We start from the raw sequence: 19,221 nt of genomic DNA, 5'->3' as shown, positions 1-19,221 counted from the left end.
AACGACACCCATAGTGCTTTTTATGAGTCGAACATGTTGACCACGGTTGATGGTTCATTGGACATAGTGAGTTTTTCCTGTCGCTCAATCAGGATTTGAGGCTTTTCGGGACGTGAGTAGAAATAGCCTTGGATCTGGTTGCAGCCCATTTCATGCAACTTATCGAGTGCGTCTTTACTTTCCACACCCTCTGCGACTAGCTCAACGTTGAGCTGCTTCGCTAATTGAATGATGAGCCAGACCACGTGTTCAGAGGTTTCGTTACACAGCATGTTACGAATGAAAGTGGCATCGATTTTGATACAATCAATCGGGTAACTGTGGATGTAATTCAAACTCGAATATCCGGTACCGAAGTCATCTAACGCCACTGTGAAACCGAGTACTCTAAGCTGGTTGAGTATGAATCTTATTTCGCTGGTGCGTGAGAGAAGCACGGTTTCTGTGAGTTCAATGGTAAACTCACTCGGCTTGAAACCATATTTGCTAATGGTTGAAGTGAGATGTGCTAGATAGCGATTGGTATCATTGAGTTCATGAGCCGAGCAATTGATGCCAAGTTTAACCTGATACCCTAAACCTTGTTCAAGCTCTTTTTTCGCCTGGCAGGCGAGATCGATGATACGTTCTCCCAATTCTACAATGAGTCCAGACTGTTCAGCCGCTTCGATGAACTCTAAAGGCGAAATCATACCTAAAGTTTTGCTTTCCCAGCGTGCTAAAATTTCGAAGTAGTCCCAGTTATCTTGATCACAACGCACAATTGGTTGGGCGAGTACGTAGATTTCACTGGGTTTCAGGTTGGCTGGTGACAATTCGTTACGAAGTGCATCTATCACCATGGTTCGTCGATAATATTGCGCACTCAAATGAGTATCGTAGCACTGGACTTGAGAGTTTCTTGAACGCTTACAATCTTTGAGCGCGAGGCTAGCGTTAAGAATCAACTGATCGGCGGTCAGTCTATGATCCGTTTTTCTGGCAATACCAATACTGACGCTAATTTTAATATTGTGCGCCGAGTCTTTGTAACCACCCTCCAATTTGCCAAGAATAGTCCGACATACTTCAAGCGGGTCACCGTTGTAGGTGATGAAGGCGAATTCGTCGCCAGCAATTCTAAATGCTAATTGTCTGTCTTGAATTGAGGACTCAATTGCGTTGGCGACAAACTTGATCACTTGATCGCCGATGTAATTGCCATACAAGTCATTGACGGATTTAAAGCTATCAATATCGACGTAAGCGAGTGTAAATCCATCCTTCCGCTCTTCAGATAGTCGTTCTAGTTTGTCTGACAAGAAACTGCGGTTAAGTAAACCAGTGAGATTATCATGCGAGACTTCGTAACTCAGCTGATTGACCAAACTCTCAGAGCGGGCAGCAAGCCATTTAGATCTCAAGCTATGTACCACCACGTTAGCAAATAATTTGTGGTAGTAAATGAGTGCGTCACTGTCTTCGATAGGGGTTTTGAACGTAGACAGTAATACACCGAGTACATCTCCAGAGCGAGTTCTTATTGGTACCCCCAAGTAAGCTTTTATTTGGTGCTGTATGAGGTAAGGGTCTTGCGGGTATTCTTGATCAACCTTGTTATCATAAAGAATATAATCGCGGTCCGACTTTCTGACATGCTCACAAGGTGTGCCCCGCAGGGCATAGGAGATGGTTTGACCTAACGTATTGTTGCACGCATGGGACAAGGTTTGCGCATTTGAATTGAACTTATCAATTTCAATAATGCAGGTGCAAAAGGACTCAAAGTGTTTGTGTAGTACAAGCGTGACCTTGTCGAGTAACGCAGGCCCATCGAGTTGAAGCGTTTTGTTCACCACATCTAAATCCATCGATGTGGTTTGTTGTTGTAACCTAGCCATTTGAGTAACCTACCTTGTCGTGACCAAAATCACTTATTTGTTGGTATTGGTTCAATCAAAATATGGTACAGGTCTCATAATAATTCAAATCATCAAAACCACTTTTTTGTATTAATGGTCTTGCATTTGTTCTCTCGCTAGCCGCTGTTTCAGATAGTCCAAGAATAATTTCGTTCGGGTGTGTTGATAGTCAAGCTTCGGATAATAGGCGTAAACTGTTGCTTCATCAGCGGTTATTCGGGGCAAAATACGCTTTAATGTGCCGGATCTGATTTCATCTTTGATCATGACATCATTGGAGATCAAAATACCCATAGCATTTTTTGCTGCATAGAACAGTGCTTCTGGATTGGTGGTGGCGAGGTTGCCTGAAAGGACAATTTTTTTTCCGTTGGTCAGGGTGATTTCGCGTTGTGGACGTTCACCCCATACTAACGCGTTGTGCTGTGTCAGCTCGTCAATGGTTTTAGGTTCGCCATATTTTTCTAAATAGTCTGGTGACGCGTAGAATCCTGCCTTGTGTTCGAATAGGGCAGATGCCTTAAAGCTAAGTGAATTCAACTGCTCAATTTCTCGACTGATAAACAGATCCAAACTAAGTTCAGGCAACTGACCTGGGGTGGTAGTGATGAGCTGGATGCGAATTTCCGGGTACATTTGTAAAAAGTCATCGAGGTATTGGACCAAAAACTTAGAGCCGACGGCAATGGTTGCGCCAATCTTGAGTAGCCCGGCGGGTGTCTGATTAACCGAGCGGGTTTCGTCGACAATGGATTGCCAGCCTTCGAGCTGAACTTTTGCACGTTCATAGAATAGGGCCCCTGCTTCAGTTTGAGTTACGGTACGTGTCGTGCGTTTCAGTAACTGCACCCCAATACGTTCTTCGAGCCAATGAACCCGCTTACTGATCGCCGAGCTGGTGGTATTCATCTTTCTTGCGGCGCCGTTGAAACTGCCTTCATCGACCACTCGAATGTAACTTTGAACACTTTGAATCCAATCCATCCTTCCCCCAATTGATTCTTTATAGGAACTAATTAGTTTCCAATTGAGGATATTATCATTCATTAGCATCGAATTTAAACTCAATTGCATAAAGAATAAACGAGGTGATGTTATGAAGAGAACGCCGATTCTGCTGGCGATGATGATAATTGCAACGGGTCAGGTAGGTGTGAGTATCTATCTACCATCATTACCCATGATCAGTGAGACGCTTCAGGTTAACCAAGCTGATGTCCAACTTCTCGTCACTTTGTTTCTAGTTGGCTTTGGTGTTTCACAGCTTTTTTATGGCCCACTGTCGGATGCGATTGGACGTCGTCCGGTATTTCTTCTTGGCCAAGGGATATACCTGATCGGGACGGTGATTTGTTTGCTGTTTTCTCATCACTTATGGATATTGGCGTTGGGTCGTCTTCTGCAAGGTCTCGGGGCGGGCAGTGCGTCTGTATTAGGCCGAAGTGTGCTGCGTGACTGCTACGATGGCGCAGAGCTAACCAAAGCTCTCTCTTATGTGTCTGTTACAGCCTCAATTATGCCCGTGATCGCGCCTGTCTTTGGTGGCTGGGCAGCATTCTATCTGGGTTGGGAAGCCGTGTTTATTTTTGTTCTGGTCTACCTAGCCGCAATTTTTACACTGGGTTACTTCATCTTACCTGAGACCATGAACTACGGTCGAACATCATTCAAGGTAGGCCAAGTAGTCAAAAACTATGGAGAATTGATCACCAACAAACAGGTATTGAGTAGCGCAAGCTACAACTGGATTACTTACCTTGCTTGTATGGTTTCTTTGTCTGTAATGCCTTTCATGTTACAGCATGAATTGGGCTTAACGGCTGCCGAATATGGTTCGGTCATGGTGATACCGTCCGCGGGACTATTGATTGGTACGCTGGCGCTGAATGTACTCAATCGCTATTTGAACGCGCATCAACTGATGGTCTTAGCGATAGCGATCATGATGGCGTCTGGTACTTGGCTGATAGTGACAGGTTTGACCCTGTTTAATATCATCTGGGCCTTTACCTGGATGACCATTGCGCAGGGCTTGTCTTTCCCTCTCTCAATTAGCATGTTGCTTGGACCACATAAACGGCAAGCGGGATCAGTCTCTGCCTTGTCGGGTGCTATTCAGATGTGTTTGGCTGGTGTGTTGGGGGGATACTTGGTTGAAAACTGGATAGAGAGCCAATTAGCGTTAGGCATGGTCTATCTGATCTCTGCGAGCCTAATGGCAATGGTACTGTATTCAAGCCGTGTGAGACGCGCTGTAGGCCAAGAGTTTGCTTGAAAGGAGTAAAGCCCCTGCTACAATGCGCCTCAATGATTGAAATGACGATCTGAGAGGTCGACGATGGAACACAAACAATTCGAAGAGTTAGTCACTGCGCTTTGTGCAAAAGAGAACTTACCACAAGCACTTGAAGTGTTGAAACAACATGAAAATGAAGAAGTTGCTGAGGCGGCGCAGTCTCTAACAGGTCAGTTTGCTTTGGCAGAAGTTGACGGTGAACAACGCATTTACCATGTGACGATGCAAGAAAACGATCACGGTGAAGAGCAAGAATACGTTGAGCATGTGATGAATGAAGGCGATGACTTGATTCGATTTGTAGCTTGGTTCTTTGAAGTGATGTTTGATGTGAAGCGCAAAGATACCTATCAGGCAGCAGGTAAAACATACCAACAACCAAAACGCGCAAAATAGTCGAGTTTACGTTTTCGATAAAAACAAAGCCCCATATTTGGGGCTTTGTTTCTTTTTAACCAACAGAGCTTTGGCTGTTGTCCATGGTTACCACGTTATCGGGCACATTACTTAAGCCTTTTTCTGCTAGCCAAGCTTGTAGATTGTCGGCGCCACCAATGTAATGACCATCAAGCCATATCTGAGGAACAGTTACTGGTGTTTTTTCACCGATAATGGCTTTCACTTCTGGGATCATGCGATACAGAGCCGCGCTGTCTTTAACGACATCGTGATACTGGTAATCAATCCCAGCGTCATCAAGTAATTTCTTTGCTTTCACACAGTAAGGGCAGGTCGCTTTGCCGTAAACAATGTTGCCTTTCAACGTATCACGCTTGGTCCATTCCTGAATGATCGATTGGACCAAAACACCGCGGTTTAAGGCTTCACCTTGACTGACAACTTTGCCTTCTACCATCAGAATAGGTGCATGCCACGCACCCACTTTCAGAGGTTCCCACCAATGAGAGAGCCAATCTTTTACTTCCAATTCTACAGGGATACCCGCTAACTCATTCTCAAATGTATCTTTAAGAATGTCTTTTGTTAGTGTGCACTCACCACATGGAATTTTAACACTGAACGGCCCCCAACTGCCGCCCCAGCGATAGAGTGTTAATTTGATTGGATCTGTCATAGAGCTCTCTCCCATAGTTACCTTTAGTTAATAGAACGGTAATGGCGGATATTTATTTCATTTGGCGAGATTTTTTTGATTCCCAATGTGTAATAAAAGCAACAGATACGATAATGATCGCCGCGCCCAGCCATAATCGACCAGGTGGCACCCAACTGAATACGAGCCACCCCGCCAGTACATTCAATGGTAATTTGGCATGATCAAAGGGTTGAACAAACGATGCATCTGCAACCGAGTATGCTTTCACAATAGCCCATTGAGCTAATGCTGTCAGTACGCCTGCGGCGAACAACACCATCCAGATGGTGCCGCCGACAGGGGTCTGCCAGTCAGGAATAGCGAGTAAGATGTTGAATGGGGTGATGAGGATCAGGAGATAGACCACCATAGTGGATGGAGAATCATCAGAAGAAAGCTTTTTAACCATTAATGAATAACAAGCCCAAAAGAAAGCGGCGCCTACGGGGAGTAGTGCTGCCCAACTGAAGTCATCGGCCCAAGGCTCCAGAATGATCATAGCACCGATAAATCCGGACAGTGTGGCTCCCCATCGTGCGATACCCACTTTTTCCTTAAGGAACAACCCCGAACCAACCGTTGCGAAAAGTGGTGACGTCATCAGTAGGGCTATTCCTTGCCAGATTGGCACAGGATAAGCCAGGGCCCATAACCAGAGTTGAATTCCGATTACAGAAAGAAATACCCGGAAGATGTGCATTCCGAGATGTTGAGTACGCAGAGAATGTCGAATGCCCAATGTTTTTAAATAGGGCAGAATGACAACCAGAGCGATCGCGTATTGGATCAATGCGACAGTCGTGGAAGATAAGCCGAAATTAATACTGGCGACCTGAGCGAGGCTGTTAACCAAGGCAAAGGCTAAACCAGCCGTAAGCATCCAGCTTGCGCCTTGTATAGGGTGATGGGGTCTTGAAGCCATAATAGTCGTGGTAGAAAAATAGTAGGCTGAATCATACGATGTTCTTGGTAGTACGTCATCTATCTATCTTGTTGTACTTCATCAAAAAAACTGAAGAAACAGCCTGCTTCCTTTTACGGTATTGCGACGCCAGCGATGACGGGCTAGTGGGTTTTAGGTTTATTGAGCAGGTAAACCGAAAATACAACCAAAGTCATTCCCATAGCGTGCCAGACAGTAAATGCTTCCCCTAATACGAGTACTGCAGATATTGCAGTGATCGCTGGGCCAATATTACTGGTTAGGCTCAGTTGAGTCGGTGTTAAGCGCGCCATCGCGGCCGCAATCAAATAGGAAGGAACAACCGTACAAAAAATACCTAATGTAACGCCGATGGTAATTAGCTCTGAGCTCCAACTGTAGATTTCGGCCTGACTTAATAGCAGGTGAATGACGATTGCGACTCCGGCACTGCCCATGCCAATGCTCGTGAACAGAGAGCTACCCATGCTAGAGATGAGCGGCTTACTCCACACAAGATAAAAGGCGAACACTAAGGCCGACATGATGGCGAGACCGCTGCCGAATAAAACAGAGCTGCCAAGGGCGTTAAAGTCATGGACAAAGATCAAAGAGATACCAATATAGCCAAGCAATGTGGTCACAATGACCCGACGGCTTGGGACCTGCTGATACAGAGCCCAACTAATGAGTACGACAAAAGTGGGGAACAAGAAAATCAGTAGTCGCTCTAATTGAGCAGAGATGAACTCCAATGACGCGATATCCAGATAGCTGGCGATGTAGTAGCCCATGATACCGATAGCCACGGCTTTAAGGCCATGTTGCTTGGCCTTGGTACGATTGTCTGGTGTGCGACACAAATACACCAACATGGCCAGATAAAGAGGCAGAGAGCTGAATGCACGCAGTGCCATGATAGAAGTTGCGTCACCACCGTATTGGTAGGCGATCTTGATCAGTACAGGTTTAATGGAGAAGAGTAGACAACCCGCTAGAGCCAGCAATAGGCCAACTTGAGTGGCGCGAAAAGCAGGAGGTCGAATCGTCTGGGTGTTTTCGGTCATTATTCTCGTATCCTTTATTGATAGTTGGGCTACGAGAAGAATTAGGCTGGCTACGTTTTCTCGTAGCCAGGCACAGGTTTACCTACCGGCTACAGGCAATGAGAAGGAGCCAAAGGTAAGTAAACGAAATTTGCATCAGAGATATTCCTTAGTGATGAAAAACCAGATTAACCAGCATAGTGAGGAAAGGCAATCAGTTTTATCGCTCAAGATTGGCTTCAATCTGCCTCAGTGCTTTTTGATACATTAGCCATGCACAGATACCAGCTAATAGGTTACCAACCATAGAGCCCCAAAATAGCCCTTCTATTCCGCCAAGATGTGCACCCAGCCATAGACAAGGCAAGAAGAACGCGAATAGACGCAGCGCTGACATGGTTAAGGCGGTGTAGGATTTACCTAATGCATTGGCAATGGATACCATTAGCATGCAGATGCCTAGTGGTCCGAGGCTGACTGGGACAATCAATAAATGCCAGATTAAAATCTCAGTGACTTGAGATTCACTGGTCATCAATGAAGCTAGCCAATCGGCTGATAGCCAGGTAATGGCGGCAATCAGGAGTTGAAGTCCAATCACAAACTGGCTGGCGATGACTACGAGTCGGCGTATATCCGTGATGTTTCGCTCCCCTAGCAATCGACCGACCATTGGTGGCATTGACATCGTAAGAGCAAGCACAGAGACGATAGCAAAAAACTCGAACCTTGATCCCAACGCCCAAGCAGCGACTGCGGCAGTGCCAAACCCTGCAAGTAATTTGGTGGCTAACATCGAAGACAAAGGTGGTAGCAACTGGCTGATCATCGCTGGCCCCATGATATTACCAATCGACTTAACACTTTGCGCGATGTTGAGATCATGCCAGTCAAAGCTCATCCAATGTTTGCGTGTGACCTTAGGTGCAACGATCAGGATACCGATACCAAAGGCGATAATGGTTGCGATGGCAGCGCCGTTCAGTCCGAGATCGAGAGTAAAAATGAAAAAGGGATCTAGGACTAGGTTAAGTACACTGGTGACCATCATCATTGTGCCTGGCAGCATAGTATTACCATTGGCTCGGCAAACACTGTACAAGAAGTAGAGTAGAGCGCCTGTCCAAGCACTGATCAGCCAGTATATCCAGTAGCTGTCAATTACAGGAACCAGGGTTTCTGGAGCACTGAGTAACTGTAGGATCGGGACTCGAATAAGGTAAATAAACACAGAGATAACCGCAACACCAATTGTCCCCATGGCAATCACTAACCCGCCAAGCTGGTGGGCAAAGCGTGTGTTGTTAGCCCCAATAGCCTTGGCGATTACGGCGGTTGTTGCGATACCTAACCCGACTTGAATGCCGATGATGATCATCTGTATTGGTAAGGTAAACCCCTGTGCTGCAAGCGGCAGTACGCCAAGCTGGCCGATGAAAGCACTGTCGACCAACTGAAAGCTCATCAAAGACAGGACACCAAATAGCATTGGCCATGTCATTTTGAACAGCTGTTGACCCAGTGATGGGGAGTTTTCAATGTTTGTAGCAGTCATATCATTCAATCATTCTGTAAAAGAAAAACCGAGGCAGTGCCCCGGTCTCAACTTATTCTTCCTTGAACTCTTCAGCATAACCTTTGGGTGGCGGTGTCCAGCCTCGCTCACCACCCTCATGTTTGTCTGAGCGATCGGTATTCATCGCCAGTTTTATTTGCTCTTCGAGGTGCATAAAGAGTTTTCGGTAGTTGTTATCAAATCGTTCGCCTTCAGAGTCATCTTCCCAAGCCTGATAAAGCATATCGGATTTCTTGTCTTCAATTCGGCGATACGCAGTTCGTTGTTGCTCTACATGAAATGGGTGGTATCCCAGAGATTTCAAGGCCTGTGCTCCAAGTTCAAGCGCAGAATGGTAAGTTTCTGACTCGATAATGTCAGCGCCAGCCTGCCGCAATAGGTAGCTATGACCTCGATCGAAGGCACGGACCAACACTTTGACCTTTGGATACGTGTGTTTGACGTACTTGGTCAGCTCAACGCTGGTTTCTGGGTTATCAATGGCTATAACCAGCATAGAAGCTTCTTCAATACCAGCGGTGTGAAGTAAATCGGGCCGAGTGGCATCACCAAAGTAAGCTTTGGTGTCGATACGTCTCACGACATCCACTTGAGCAGCCTGATGATCAAGCACCACAGTTTTGACCCCATTAGCGACAAGTAATCGATTTACAATTTGTCCAAAGCGGCCAATACCCGCAATGATGACGGTGCCCTTTTCTTCAATTTGATCGGCTTCACGGTCATTCGACTCAAGCTCAAATCTTGGCAAGATGACTTTATCGAACAGGATAAATAAACCCGGAGTCAGGAACATCGAAAGGGCGACCACCAGTGACAGAGTTTGAGCAATATCTTGTGGAATGACATGATTCTGCACCGTAAAACTAAGCAAGACGAAACCGAATTCGCCTGCTTGGGCCAAGCTGAGTGTAAACAGCCACTTGTTGCTGTTTTTAATACGGAATATCAACGCTAACACGTAAAGAATGGTCGCTTTTAGCAACATTACGCCCAGTGTTAAACCGATGATAAGTGCAAAGTCGTCGAACAGGATACCAAAATTGATGCCAGCCCCAACGGTGATGAAGAACAGGCCAAGCAATAAGCCCTTAAACGGATCGATGTTGGACTCAAGCTCGTGGCGAAATTCACTGTTTGCCAGAACCACGCCTGCAAGGAAAGTCCCTAGTGCTGGGGACAAACCAACTAAGCTCATCAGTGCCGCGATACCGACAACTAACATTAATGCCGTAGCGGTAAAAATTTCGCGAAGCCCTGAACTGGCGACGAAACGAAATAGTGGACGACTTAAATAATGTCCTCCAACGACCAGACCAATAACAGAGCCAATAATCACCAAGGCATACGCCCAACCCGGTAAACCTGTGACTAAACTGAGCTCATCATGGTGATCGGCTGCACTGCTGACCGCCGCCTGAGCTTGTTCCACCAACTCGGGGAGTGCCAATAGTGGGATAAACGCCAGCATAGGAATAACGGCGATGTCTTGGAACAGCAATACCGAGAAGGCATTCTGCCCCCCCTCTGTTTTGTTGAGGCCCTTTTCATTAAAGGTCTGTAGTACAATCGCTGTTGAAGAAAGTGCGAAGATCAAACCAATTGCAAGGGCAATAGTCCATGGTTGGTCAAACAGTAAAGCGACACCCATGATGACCGCTGTTGTCCCACCGACTTGTAATCCTCCTAAGCCAAGCAAGCGATTTCTCATTGACCAGAGCATCTTTGGCTCTAACTCAAGGCCGACCAAAAACAGCATCATCACAACACCAAATTCAGCAAAATGCTGGATGGTGGTTGTTTCTTCTCCAACTAAACCTATGATCGGTCCAATGACGACGCCTGCAATTAAATAACCGAGTACAGAACCGAGCCCAAGTCGTTTTGCAATAGGAACAGCGATGACAGCGGCAACAAGATAGATAAATGCTTGTAGGAAATAACCAGTCATTGTAAACCTCCTACAATGATCTCATCCAAACAGTGGCAGAGCTTTTCGACTTTTGCAGCTTTGTCGTAATCGACTCTATCTTCAACCAATGCCGATAACAGTGCTTGCCAAGCCTCAACATGTGTTTTGATACGACCGTCTTCTTTCGCGGTACGTGCACCAAACAGAGCGAATGGAGCAAGGTATTCCATACCTGTCAGTGTCGCCATTTGTTCAAGAGGTTGGAGTAATTCACGTATGGTGAAGTGGTTGTATCCTTCTGTTTGGTACGCTTCTTCTTGACCCCCCGCAGTGAGAGCACAAAGAAACTTCTTACCGTGTAATGCAGTGCCATCGTGGCCATAAGCAAAGCCGTACTCCAATACCAAGTCTTGCCACTCTTTTAAAATTGAAGGTGTTGAATACCAGTAAAGTGGGAACTGAAATACGATTACATCGTGGTCGATTAGACGTTGTTGCTCACGATCGATATTGATGTTGTAGGTCGGGTATTCGTAATACAGATCAACCGCTGTAACCCCTTCGACTGCATGACAGGCTTTAAACAGTGGTTGGTTAACTTCAGAGCGTCGCTGAGAGGGGTGGGCATAGAGTACTAAAACTTTATTCTTTGACATTATCCAGTTCGCAGATCTTAGGTTTAGAACTTTATTGTTGCACACAGATCAACTTTTAACCATTGGTTACTTTCTGCTAAGTCATGAAATAGTTTCAGTTTTTTTGTTGATAAAAAGTTGAGAACAAGTCCAATAGATCGCTGAGATGATTCACGGTCAATGAAGCATGTTGAGTAAATGTACTCGGTTTACCATGAGTCACGAGACAAGACGGCATACACGCGTTACTTGCTGCCTGTAGGTCATAGACATAATCACCTACGTAGAGAATTTGTTGCGAATCCAATTGCCACTCTTTTGCGAGTGCTAGAAGTGAATCTGGAGCCGGTTTAGGTGGGAAATGTTCGCGACTGATGATACGAGAAATATTAAGCTGATTGTGGGCAACCTTGCGCTGAGAAGCTTGTTGACAGTTGCGAGTAATGATCGCGGTGTGAAGTTGCTGTTTGGCGATGAAGTCAAGTAACTTATGACAGCCGGGCATAGGCGAGGAATGATCTGCATCATCCAGCTCGTGTTGAAGGACTAACTGTTTGGCCCTTAGAGCAGATTGAGTGCACTCCAGCTCATCGATAAAAGTCAACAAGTCGACGTCCTTGGGACAGCCGACTTGTGTTCGTAACCATTGAAAGTCCAAGTCTGAGCTGACTAAAGTATTGTCCAGATCAAAGACGATCGCTTTAATCTCGGTAATTTCCAGCACAACCACATCCATGAACTTTTCCTTAGCGTAATTTAGGCGAACTCTTGCTCCAAGTAAGCCACAATATCAGAAGACTCGTACATCCATTCTACTTTGCCTTCTTTCTCGATTCTCAGGCAAGGTACTTTTATTTTGCCACCGCCCGATTCGAGCTCTGAGCGGTGAGAAGGATCGGATTTAGCATCTCGCAATTCAATATTAACGGACTGACGCTTCATAGCACGACGAACTTTGACGCAAAATGGGCACGCCTCAAACTGATACAGGGCAAGAGACTGAGCTTTTTCATTGACCGCCTGCTGGTCTTCTTGCGTACGCTTCACGCCTTTTGGTGAGAAGACAAAGTTAAGCAACAGGATAACACGGCCAAGGAACCAACGGATGAACTTCATAATCTTCCTTTCAAAAACAACAAATTGAGCGACTTTAATGTGGGTTTTCTCCCACTTTTGTATCTCTAATAATGAGCGTTGGCATTGTAACCAAGTTCATTGTTAATTAGTACTTATCTTGTGCTGCTTAGTGACAGTAATACCTAATCGTTTTGCCAACCTGGTTAGATTTGCCCGGTCGGTTTTTAGCTGTCTGGCCGCTTTAGCCCAGTTGAATTCTGCTTCGGTTAACGCAAGTGTAATGAGTTCTCGCTGAAAAGCTTCTGTCGACTCACGTAGCCCCTGAGTTCCATTTATCGCTTCAATCTGCCTTGCAGGGCTTGGTATCGCCACCGAGTTTTCGGTGGGCAGAGAATGGAGCTCACCGATATCGTCAATGGATACGGTGATCAATTTGCCATTGTTGCCCTTTGCTCGGGCTTTTAAAGCCGCGCGATTAATGACATGTTCCAGCTCTCGCACGTTACCTGGCCAGTTATAACGCGAAAGTACGAGTTGGGCATCTTTCCCGAGCTTTATTTGCACTATTCCCAGTTTACGACGAGCTTGCTCCAAAAAATAACCCGCTAGCAAAACGATATCGCCTTCACGTTGTCGGAGTGGCGGCACGCTGATCGGATAAACACTGAGGCGATGATAGAGATCAGAACGGAAACGGCCTTCGCTGACTTCTTCTTTTAAGTCACGATTGGTCGCTGCAAGCACACGCACATCGATGGTCTCGACCTTATCCTGCCCAACTGGCTGGATTTCATTGTTCTGCAAGGCGCGTAGAATCTTACTTTGTGCCGCGAGTGGCAGTTCACCAATCTCATCGAGAAATAGGGTACCGCCATCGGCAAGAGCAAACTTGCCAAGGCGTGATTTATCTGCCCCGGTAAAGGCGCCTTTTACATGGCCAAACAATTCACTTTCGACCAAGCTTTCTGGGATAGCCGCGCAATTGACGTAGACCAGGGGCTGCTTACGACGATGAGATAAATGGTGGAGGCTACGCGCTACAAGCTCTTTGCCTACACCCGTTTCTCCGTTGATCAAAATGTTAAAGTTGGATGGAGCGACCACATCAATGTCCGATTTCAACGAGATCATTTTACTGCTGGTTCCAATGATTTCTCCTCCATCACGCTCCCATGCATCTTCATTGAGTTCTTCAAATCTTTGCTGTGTCTGCTTAGCTTGGTGTTCTAGTTGGTTAACGGTCATTGCCACTTTAAGCGTTGAAGCTAATATTGCGGACAGGGCGTCTAAACTGCGAGTAGGGATTTGGTCAAAAACGTTGGGTGTTAAGCTATCAAGCGTCAGGATGCCAAGTAGTTTGTCCGAGTATAGCAAAGGTAACCCCATACAGGCGTGCATCGGCAGGTCACCATCGTAATCGAGAAGGAGGTTGTCGAATGGATCAGGCAGTTCACAGTCAGCGTCGAAACGCACTGCGGTTTTTGATGCGCAGATCGCCTCGAATCTTGGGTGTTCCTCAACTTTAAAACGACGGCCTAGTGTGTCTCTTGTTAAACCTTGAATGGCAAGTGGAACCAAAGTGTCACCTTGCAGAGATAGTAGAGCGACGCTGTCACATTGGATGGCTTTACGAATCGCATCAAGCAACTTATTGAATCGGTCATGTTCGTTGTGACCCGTCGCGAGGCCAATGGTCATATCGATCAGTGTAGAAACTGAAATGTCTTGCATGGTAAGGCTAAGCTCCAGAGTGCGTCGGTTACTTATGTGGAAAATGCAGTGAAGTAAAAGTAACCAATACGAATGTGTAATTATTATATTGTAGAGTCATTTAGACATAATTCAACTATGTCATAATGACATTATGTCAAAGGATAATACTATAAAATCCAAGTAATTAGGTAGTTTTTAAACTTGGCATCAATTGTGCTCATAGAAGGGAAAAGATAACCCCCCACTGAGGAGAGAATCAAGATGCTCAACAATCAACATATCGAAGTCGTAAAAAGTACCATCCCTTTGTTAGAAAATGCTGGCCCGGCTTTAACACAGCATTTTTATCAACGAATGTTTTCGCACAACCCAGAGCTTAAAGATATCTTCAATATGACGCACCAGAAAACCGGTCGTCAAAGTGTTGCTTTGTTTGAAGCGGTAGCAGCTTACGCTAAGAACATTGAAAACCTTGAAGCATTGACATCAGCAGTTGAACGTATTGCTCATAAACACACTAGCTTTAACATTCAAGCTGAACACTACCAGATTGTTGGTCATCACCTAATTGAAACCTTGCGCGAATTGGCGTCAGAGGCATTTACCAAAGAAGTAGAAGAGGCATGGACAGCGGCATATCTGTTCTTGGCCAAAGTGTTTATTGATCGTGAAGGCGAGCTGTATCTTCAGCGTAAGCAAGCCATTGGTGGCTGGGAAAACGCACGTCAGTTTGTGGTTAAACAGAAGCAACCTGAATCAGAATACGTTACCAGTTTTGTACTTGAACCAAAGGATGGTGGTGATGTGTTGGATTACAACCCTGGTCAGTACGTTGGTGTTGAAGTTAAGCCGTCTGCAGGCGAGCACAATGAAATTCGTCAGTACTCTCTGTCTCAGAAACCGAATGGCAAAAACTACCGAATTTCTGTTAAACGTGAAGTGGGAGAACACAATGGATTGGTGTCTAATTTCATGCATGACGAAGTAAATGAAGGCGATACCGTTCATTTATATGCACCGGCAGGTGATTTCTACTATCAAGAAAAAGACGCGCCAGTGGTTCTGATTTCTGCCGGCGTTGGCGCGACGCCAATCCAGTCGATGCTGCAAACATTGGCTGCGGCTGATAAAAAAGACGTCTCGTACCTTTACGCTTGTAATAGTGCTGAGCAACATACCTTCAAGAGTGAAACAGAACAGCTGATTTCACAGCGCGGTTGGCAGCAGTTTACATGGTACTTAAACGATCAGGCTCATTTCGAAGGACAGATGAACCTGTCTTTAGTGGAGCGCGAGTTACCGTTAAGCAGTGCTGACTTTTATCTTTGTGGACCAGTCGCGTTTATGGAAGCGGTGGTTAAGCAGTTAGAAGGATTGGGTGTGACAAGAGATCGAATTCACTACGAAGTGTTTGGACCTCATACCTATCTTTAAGATTGATAAAGGGCTTCCCATTGGGAAGCCCTTTTTAATCAACCGAAGGTGCGTTTGAACCAACTCCAAATAGGGTTGCTTCGTTGCGTTACTGGGGAATTGTCGCTTCCCAAGTAGTAGCTCGCGAGATACTGTGTCCGGATGGCATTGACATCTAGACCAGAAAGGTCGTTTTGTAGATTAGCGGTGGTTTCAGCGTGGTCATTAGCCAGGCTGAAATCCATTTTCAGATAACCCTGAATATAGAGCCAGACATGTGTTACCAGAGTTAGCATTTGATAATCTTGATACTCGAATCGCTTGGCATTTTGCTCACCAAGGTTATCGTGTAATGCTTTCCACATGGCTTGAACCGCTTCTCGGTTGGTTTCAACACGAGACAGGCACTCAATATGCGCTTTCGTCATGATGCCGAGTAAATGGGATTCATCGGCGCTATTGGGTTTATTCTGTTTTACTTTGTCAAACAAGACCGATTGTTGCTGCAAAAGTTGCTGCCACAGTTTGGGATGTTCCTTTACGGCGTCCAGTGACTCTGCGCTAATAGCTGTGAATGCCTGTTCCAGATCAGTCATTAGATTGTAGAGTCTCGATCTGAACTTCAAATGAGCCTTTGTCACAGTCAATAAACAAACTGCTGCCAGTAATCATGATGGATAAATCCATGCCGCGTTCAACGACTTCGGACAAAGCATCGATGCCTTCTGCACTGAGTCGATATATGTTGGCGTCATATTGGTGAGATTTGTTTTTGGTTTGTGCCCACCAGACGTCAGATTTGCTGGTAAAGGTGAAGATGTCGACCCTTTTAGCTAAGCGAGTGGCTTTCTTAATACGATCAAGGGAAGGTTCACCAATTTCAATCCAGTGTAGGATCGTATCGTCCAGTGCTTTGACCCAGAGATCCGGTTCTTCAATTGAAGACAACCCTTTAGTGAATGCAAGTTCTGGTTGATATTGAATACAGTAAGCCAGAATACGCGCCATCATTCGTGGAATGGTTTCTGATGGGTGCTGTGCAATAGTCAGTTGCGGAGAATCGTAGACGTCACGGTTAGTGTCCGAGAGCGAAATTCGGAACTTATAAATAGTCGGTTTTATAGCCATAGTCGTTTACTACACATAAAAAAATAGCCAGCTTGAAGCTGGCTATTGTAAAACTTTATCTAGCTAGTTGAAAATTAAACTAGTTTGATGTTTTCAGCTTGTGGGCCTTTTTGACCTTGAGATACAGTGAACTCAACTTTTTGACCTTCAACTAGAGTACGGAAACCGTCGCCAGTGATTGCTGAGAAGTGAGCGAAAACGTCAGGGCCGTTTTCTTGTTGGATGAAACCGAAACCTTTAGTTTCGTTGAACCATTTAACTGTACCAGTAACAGTGTTAGACATAATGTATATCCTTGATAAATCTTGTAAAAGCCATGACGGCAACGATAGCGTGGAAAAGGAGATTGCTATTGCGCACGACGTTACGGAAGAGATACAAGAAATCCAACGAAACGGCGAAATAAAAACAAGAACCGTTTTCTAGCTGCCCTCTAGTCTAAAGCTAAGTGGCACTAAGTCAATAAAATTCATATGATAGTTTTCCGTTACTATGCTCTTTTCATCCGAAACTTGCGCTATGTATAGTTTCGGAAATATTACTGTTTGGGCTGTAGATAGTGTAACATTCGTTTGTTTAGTGATTTATTCTACCAAATATGGCCTTGATGAGTAATTTATCATCGATTGGTAGTCGTTTGTAAAATCAATGCAGGACAAAATTATGGGCAAGAGTGCCAGAAAAAAAAGGAATGATGTCGCTTCTCTTCGAGCGAATTTAGAAGTCGGGCGAGGTGAAGTACAAGATAATGCGCTAAAAGCGGTTGTCACCAGTCCACTATTTAAAACACGTGTCGAAAAGGCAGCAAAAGGAAAGGGAAGCTTTACACGTAAGCTAAAACATAAGGGCAAAGAGCCCTATTCAAAAGCCGCTTAAACAGCTGCTTTCGAATAGGGCTCTATTTATCGCTATGGGTTGTAACTATCGTTCGATTCGCGGAGAGTAGATAGAGTAAGCCGTTACCTGACCAGCGACGATCGCTGAAAACATAAACAGTGCTGAAAGACCAATACTGGGAATAGGTAAAATGGATTGCTCAAACACAGATTGCCCAGCACTGACCAAAACTCGACTACCTGGTACCAAAATGATGATGCCCTGGACAATATAGATAGACCCTGTGAGGTCCATCTTCTTCGCTACCCAAGTGCCGTAGAGCGTGATCAGTACGGTGGTAATCCAAGTCCCCACGACCCAACCACTTTCGAAACCTAGGTAAAACGGTCCCCACATGCCAAGTACAGCAACTGGCAAACCAAGCAGAATGTCTGTTGGTCTGGCATTAAAAATGATGCCAAGGGAGGCTGAAATGAGAAATAGGCCTGAGATATGGAGCCAAGTCGGTATCTCATTGACGTAAGAAGTGATCTCTGGCTGCCCCCAAATGGCTTCTCCGATGTTCAAACCCATCATAATGCCGACAAACAATTTGATTAGGGTGAGAAAGCTCTGACCTAGCAGGCTTGTTCCAGATACCAAATCGTTAAATGCCAGACATTCGAGTGAGTTAGCGATGGATAAACCAGGGACAAATAGGACGATAGCGGCGATACACAACGCCCATACGGGAAGATCGACACTGGTACTTGCGAAAAAGGCGACGAGAACACCAGTCACCAAGGCAGCCACAAACTCCACCGCTATGGAGCGTCTAGCTTTGCAGACTTGTTGTGCACCCCAAGCGAGAAAACCGAGAAAGATGGATATATACACCGCTTCTAACGTACTGCCGACTAGCATCAGATATGCTGGAGGAATGCCCATGTTCGCAAGTGCGATCACCCATTTGGGGTAGCCGACAGGTTCCGGAACGGGCTCCTTACTCGGTTGGTTAATTCGAATGATGGTATTAGCCAGCAAACTGAGATTAATCGAAGCAGGTTGATGGCGTTTCATCACCACAGCATTGTTATCGTCGGGAAACTGATAATTAACCGTGGTTGGCGTTGCTTGAATCATGACATCGACGCCATGTTTACGAGCATAAAATTGAGTGTATTTTTCTAATTTGTAGGGTGCGCAGCCACTACGATGTAAGGTATCACCGATCTCGACGATCTTTTTGATTCTGTACTCTGAAGGCATGGTATGTAGTACGAAATATCGAATGCGCGCAAAGGTACCAGAGCGATATGTTCTGTTCGAGTATCAATCTATTGAACAGTGGCTAGAGTCACACTCTTTTTGACATTTCACAAAGTAACAGAACCAAAAGCGAGAACTTAGATTTCAAGCAGCTATTTGACTCGCTAATCGATGAACAAAAATGCACCAGATCACAAAATTGGTAATAACTATAGATGTAAATATTGTTACTAAAATGTAACCTTATATTTCTCTTTTTGCTGTTTTAGTGTCTTAAAAGCTTGAACTGTCTGGAACCTTACCTATTGTTTTGTTAACCTTTATTTTACATGTGGAGTGGGGGCATATGGTGGACAAAAAATGTATCAATTTAGGGGTTGAATTTAGTGTGAAAACGGCGAAAATATATGCAAAATGAGTT

At 45.3% G+C, this 19,221-nt stretch carries 19 protein-coding genes; 4 read left to right on the top strand and 15 right to left on the bottom strand.

Translation table 11 applies throughout. The features are described from left to right. Positions 1-20 precede the first annotated feature (20 nt). Positions 21-1,880: a sensor domain-containing phosphodiesterase gene (locus tag OH455_RS14380; protein WP_269981883.1), complete on the bottom strand. Its 1,860-nt coding sequence runs from the start codon at positions 1,878-1,880 to the stop codon at positions 21-23. Between the two features lie 111 nt (positions 1,881-1,991). After that, positions 1,992-2,885: a LysR family transcriptional regulator gene (locus OH455_RS14375; protein WP_206370071.1), complete on the bottom strand. Its 894-nt coding sequence runs from the start codon at positions 2,883-2,885 to the stop codon at positions 1,992-1,994. 112 nt (positions 2,886-2,997) lie between these two features. On the opposite strand from OH455_RS14375, the gene OH455_RS14370 reads away from it, so the two are divergent. Together OH455_RS14370 and OH455_RS14365 are read left to right on the top strand one after the other, a co-directional pair. Next, complete coding sequence (locus tag OH455_RS14370; protein WP_269981882.1) at positions 2,998-4,176, top strand: multidrug effflux MFS transporter; 1,179 nt, start codon at positions 2,998-3,000, stop codon at positions 4,174-4,176. A 63-nt stretch (positions 4,177-4,239) separates the two neighbouring features. Then, entirely contained in the window at positions 4,240-4,593 is a 354-nt protein-coding gene (locus OH455_RS14365; RefSeq protein ID WP_269981881.1) for a hypothetical protein, read from the top strand. Between the two features lie 55 nt (positions 4,594-4,648). Here OH455_RS14365 and OH455_RS14360 read toward each other — a convergent pair whose 3' ends face one another. The 9 genes from OH455_RS14360 to norR all read right to left on the bottom strand — a co-directional run bounded on the left by OH455_RS14360 (position 4,649) and on the right by norR (position 14,192). Next, positions 4,649-5,272: a glutaredoxin domain-containing protein gene (locus tag OH455_RS14360; RefSeq protein WP_206370074.1), complete on the bottom strand. Its 624-nt coding sequence runs from the start codon at positions 5,270-5,272 to the stop codon at positions 4,649-4,651. Between the two features lie 52 nt (positions 5,273-5,324). Beyond that, positions 5,325-6,215 (bottom strand): DMT family transporter, encoded by an 891-nt coding sequence (locus tag OH455_RS14355; RefSeq protein WP_269981880.1) that lies wholly within the window; start codon positions 6,213-6,215, stop codon positions 5,325-5,327. Between the two features lie 143 nt (positions 6,216-6,358). After that, on the bottom strand, positions 6,359-7,282 hold the full coding sequence (locus tag OH455_RS14350; RefSeq protein WP_269981879.1) for a DMT family transporter: 924 nt from the start codon (positions 7,280-7,282) through the stop codon (positions 6,359-6,361). A gap of 199 nt (positions 7,283-7,481) precedes the next feature. Next, entirely contained in the window at positions 7,482-8,816 is a 1,335-nt protein-coding gene (locus OH455_RS14345; RefSeq protein WP_269981878.1) for an MATE family efflux transporter, read from the bottom strand. 52 nt (positions 8,817-8,868) lie between these two features. Beyond that, a complete protein-coding gene (locus OH455_RS14340; RefSeq protein WP_269981877.1) occupies positions 8,869-10,788 on the bottom strand; it encodes a monovalent cation:proton antiporter-2 (CPA2) family protein in 1,920 nt (639 codons plus the stop codon). Further along, positions 10,785-11,405 (bottom strand): NAD(P)H-dependent oxidoreductase, encoded by a 621-nt coding sequence (locus OH455_RS14335; protein WP_269981876.1) that lies wholly within the window; start codon positions 11,403-11,405, stop codon positions 10,785-10,787. Before OH455_RS14335 ends, OH455_RS14340 begins: the two co-directional genes overlap by 4 nt. Positions 11,406-11,499: 94 nt before the next feature. Further along, entirely contained in the window at positions 11,500-12,120 is a 621-nt protein-coding gene (locus OH455_RS14330; RefSeq protein ID WP_269981875.1) for an HAD family hydrolase, read from the bottom strand. 20 nt (positions 12,121-12,140) lie between these two features. Further along, complete coding sequence (locus OH455_RS14325; protein ID WP_269981874.1) at positions 12,141-12,500, bottom strand: glutaredoxin family protein; 360 nt, start codon at positions 12,498-12,500, stop codon at positions 12,141-12,143. A gap of 102 nt (positions 12,501-12,602) precedes the next feature. Next, positions 12,603-14,192, bottom strand: coding sequence for a nitric oxide reductase transcriptional regulator NorR (gene norR / locus OH455_RS14320; RefSeq protein ID WP_269981873.1), 1,590 nt, complete (start codon positions 14,190-14,192; stop codon positions 12,603-12,605). 243 nt (positions 14,193-14,435) lie between these two features. On the opposite strand from norR, the gene hmpA reads away from it, so the two are divergent. Then, a complete protein-coding gene (hmpA, locus tag OH455_RS14315) occupies positions 14,436-15,608 on the top strand; it encodes an NO-inducible flavohemoprotein (RefSeq protein ID WP_269981872.1) in 1,173 nt (390 codons plus the stop codon). Between the two features lie 38 nt (positions 15,609-15,646). Here hmpA and OH455_RS14310 read toward each other — a convergent pair whose 3' ends face one another. The 3 genes from OH455_RS14310 to OH455_RS14300 form a co-directional block, all read right to left on the bottom strand. After that, positions 15,647-16,183 (bottom strand): hypothetical protein, encoded by a 537-nt coding sequence (locus OH455_RS14310; RefSeq protein ID WP_269981871.1) that lies wholly within the window; start codon positions 16,181-16,183, stop codon positions 15,647-15,649. After that, entirely contained in the window at positions 16,176-16,715 is a 540-nt protein-coding gene (locus OH455_RS14305) for a YaeQ family protein (RefSeq protein WP_269981870.1), read from the bottom strand. Before OH455_RS14305 ends, OH455_RS14310 begins: the two co-directional genes overlap by 8 nt. 74 nt (positions 16,716-16,789) lie before the next feature. Next, positions 16,790-16,999 (bottom strand): cold-shock protein, encoded by a 210-nt coding sequence (locus OH455_RS14300; protein ID WP_006960450.1) that lies wholly within the window; start codon positions 16,997-16,999, stop codon positions 16,790-16,792. Positions 17,000-17,378: 379 nt separating this feature from the next. On the opposite strand from OH455_RS14300, the gene arfA reads away from it, so the two are divergent. Beyond that, positions 17,379-17,591: a ribosome alternative rescue factor ArfA gene (gene arfA, locus OH455_RS14295; RefSeq protein ID WP_269981869.1), complete on the top strand. Its 213-nt coding sequence runs from the start codon at positions 17,379-17,381 to the stop codon at positions 17,589-17,591. A gap of 45 nt (positions 17,592-17,636) precedes the next feature. Here arfA and OH455_RS14290 read toward each other — a convergent pair whose 3' ends face one another. Then, positions 17,637-18,800 carry a threonine/serine exporter family protein gene (locus tag OH455_RS14290; protein WP_269981868.1) on the bottom strand — a complete coding sequence of 388 codons (1,164 nt, stop codon included), beginning with the start codon at positions 18,798-18,800 and terminating at the stop codon, positions 17,637-17,639. Positions 18,801-19,221: the final 421 nt, after the last annotated feature.

Source organism: Vibrio sp. T11.5 (assembly GCF_027587155.1).
GTDB lineage: Bacteria > Pseudomonadota > Gammaproteobacteria > Enterobacterales > Vibrionaceae > Vibrio > Vibrio neptunius.
The sequence above is the reverse complement of the archived record's forward strand: the minus strand, read 5'-3'. Positions and strand labels throughout refer to the sequence as shown.

What these genes read in the sequence shown, in the direction of transcription:
- OH455_RS14335 (WP_269981876.1), bottom strand. Translation starts at nt 11,405, where the DNA reads ATGTCAAAGAATAAAGTTTTAGTACTCTATGCCCACCCCTCTCAGCGA.
- OH455_RS14350 (WP_269981879.1), bottom strand. Translation starts at nt 7,282, where the DNA reads ATGACCGAAAACACCCAGACGATTCGACCTCCTGCTTTTCGCGCCACT.
- OH455_RS14355 (WP_269981880.1), bottom strand. Translation starts at nt 6,215, where the DNA reads ATGGCTTCAAGACCCCATCACCCTATACAAGGCGCAAGCTGGATGCTT.
- OH455_RS14360 (WP_206370074.1), bottom strand. Translation starts at nt 5,272, where the DNA reads ATGACAGATCCAATCAAATTAACACTCTATCGCTGGGGCGGCAGTTGG.
- hmpA (WP_269981872.1), top strand. Translation starts at nt 14,436, where the DNA reads ATGCTCAACAATCAACATATCGAAGTCGTAAAAAGTACCATCCCTTTG.
- OH455_RS14330 (WP_269981875.1), bottom strand. Translation starts at nt 12,120, where the DNA reads ATGGATGTGGTTGTGCTGGAAATTACCGAGATTAAAGCGATCGTCTTT.
- arfA (WP_269981869.1), top strand. Translation starts at nt 17,379, where the DNA reads ATGGGCAAGAGTGCCAGAAAAAAAAGGAATGATGTCGCTTCTCTTCGA.
- OH455_RS14305 (WP_269981870.1), bottom strand. Translation starts at nt 16,715, where the DNA reads ATGGCTATAAAACCGACTATTTATAAGTTCCGAATTTCGCTCTCGGAC.
- OH455_RS14375 (WP_206370071.1), bottom strand. Translation starts at nt 2,885, where the DNA reads ATGGATTGGATTCAAAGTGTTCAAAGTTACATTCGAGTGGTCGATGAA.
- OH455_RS14300 (WP_006960450.1), bottom strand. Translation starts at nt 16,999, where the DNA reads ATGTCTAACACTGTTACTGGTACAGTTAAATGGTTCAACGAAACTAAA.
- OH455_RS14310 (WP_269981871.1), bottom strand. Translation starts at nt 16,183, where the DNA reads ATGACTGATCTGGAACAGGCATTCACAGCTATTAGCGCAGAGTCACTG.
- OH455_RS14340 (WP_269981877.1), bottom strand. Translation starts at nt 10,788, where the DNA reads ATGACTGGTTATTTCCTACAAGCATTTATCTATCTTGTTGCCGCTGTC.
- OH455_RS14345 (WP_269981878.1), bottom strand. Translation starts at nt 8,816, where the DNA reads ATGACTGCTACAAACATTGAAAACTCCCCATCACTGGGTCAACAGCTG.
- OH455_RS14325 (WP_269981874.1), bottom strand. Translation starts at nt 12,500, where the DNA reads ATGAAGTTCATCCGTTGGTTCCTTGGCCGTGTTATCCTGTTGCTTAAC.
- OH455_RS14365 (WP_269981881.1), top strand. Translation starts at nt 4,240, where the DNA reads ATGGAACACAAACAATTCGAAGAGTTAGTCACTGCGCTTTGTGCAAAA.
- OH455_RS14290 (WP_269981868.1), bottom strand. Translation starts at nt 18,800, where the DNA reads ATGCCTTCAGAGTACAGAATCAAAAAGATCGTCGAGATCGGTGATACC.
- norR (WP_269981873.1), bottom strand. Translation starts at nt 14,192, where the DNA reads ATGCAAGACATTTCAGTTTCTACACTGATCGATATGACCATTGGCCTC.
- OH455_RS14380 (WP_269981883.1), bottom strand. Translation starts at nt 1,880, where the DNA reads ATGGCTAGGTTACAACAACAAACCACATCGATGGATTTAGATGTGGTG.
- OH455_RS14370 (WP_269981882.1), top strand. Translation starts at nt 2,998, where the DNA reads ATGAAGAGAACGCCGATTCTGCTGGCGATGATGATAATTGCAACGGGT.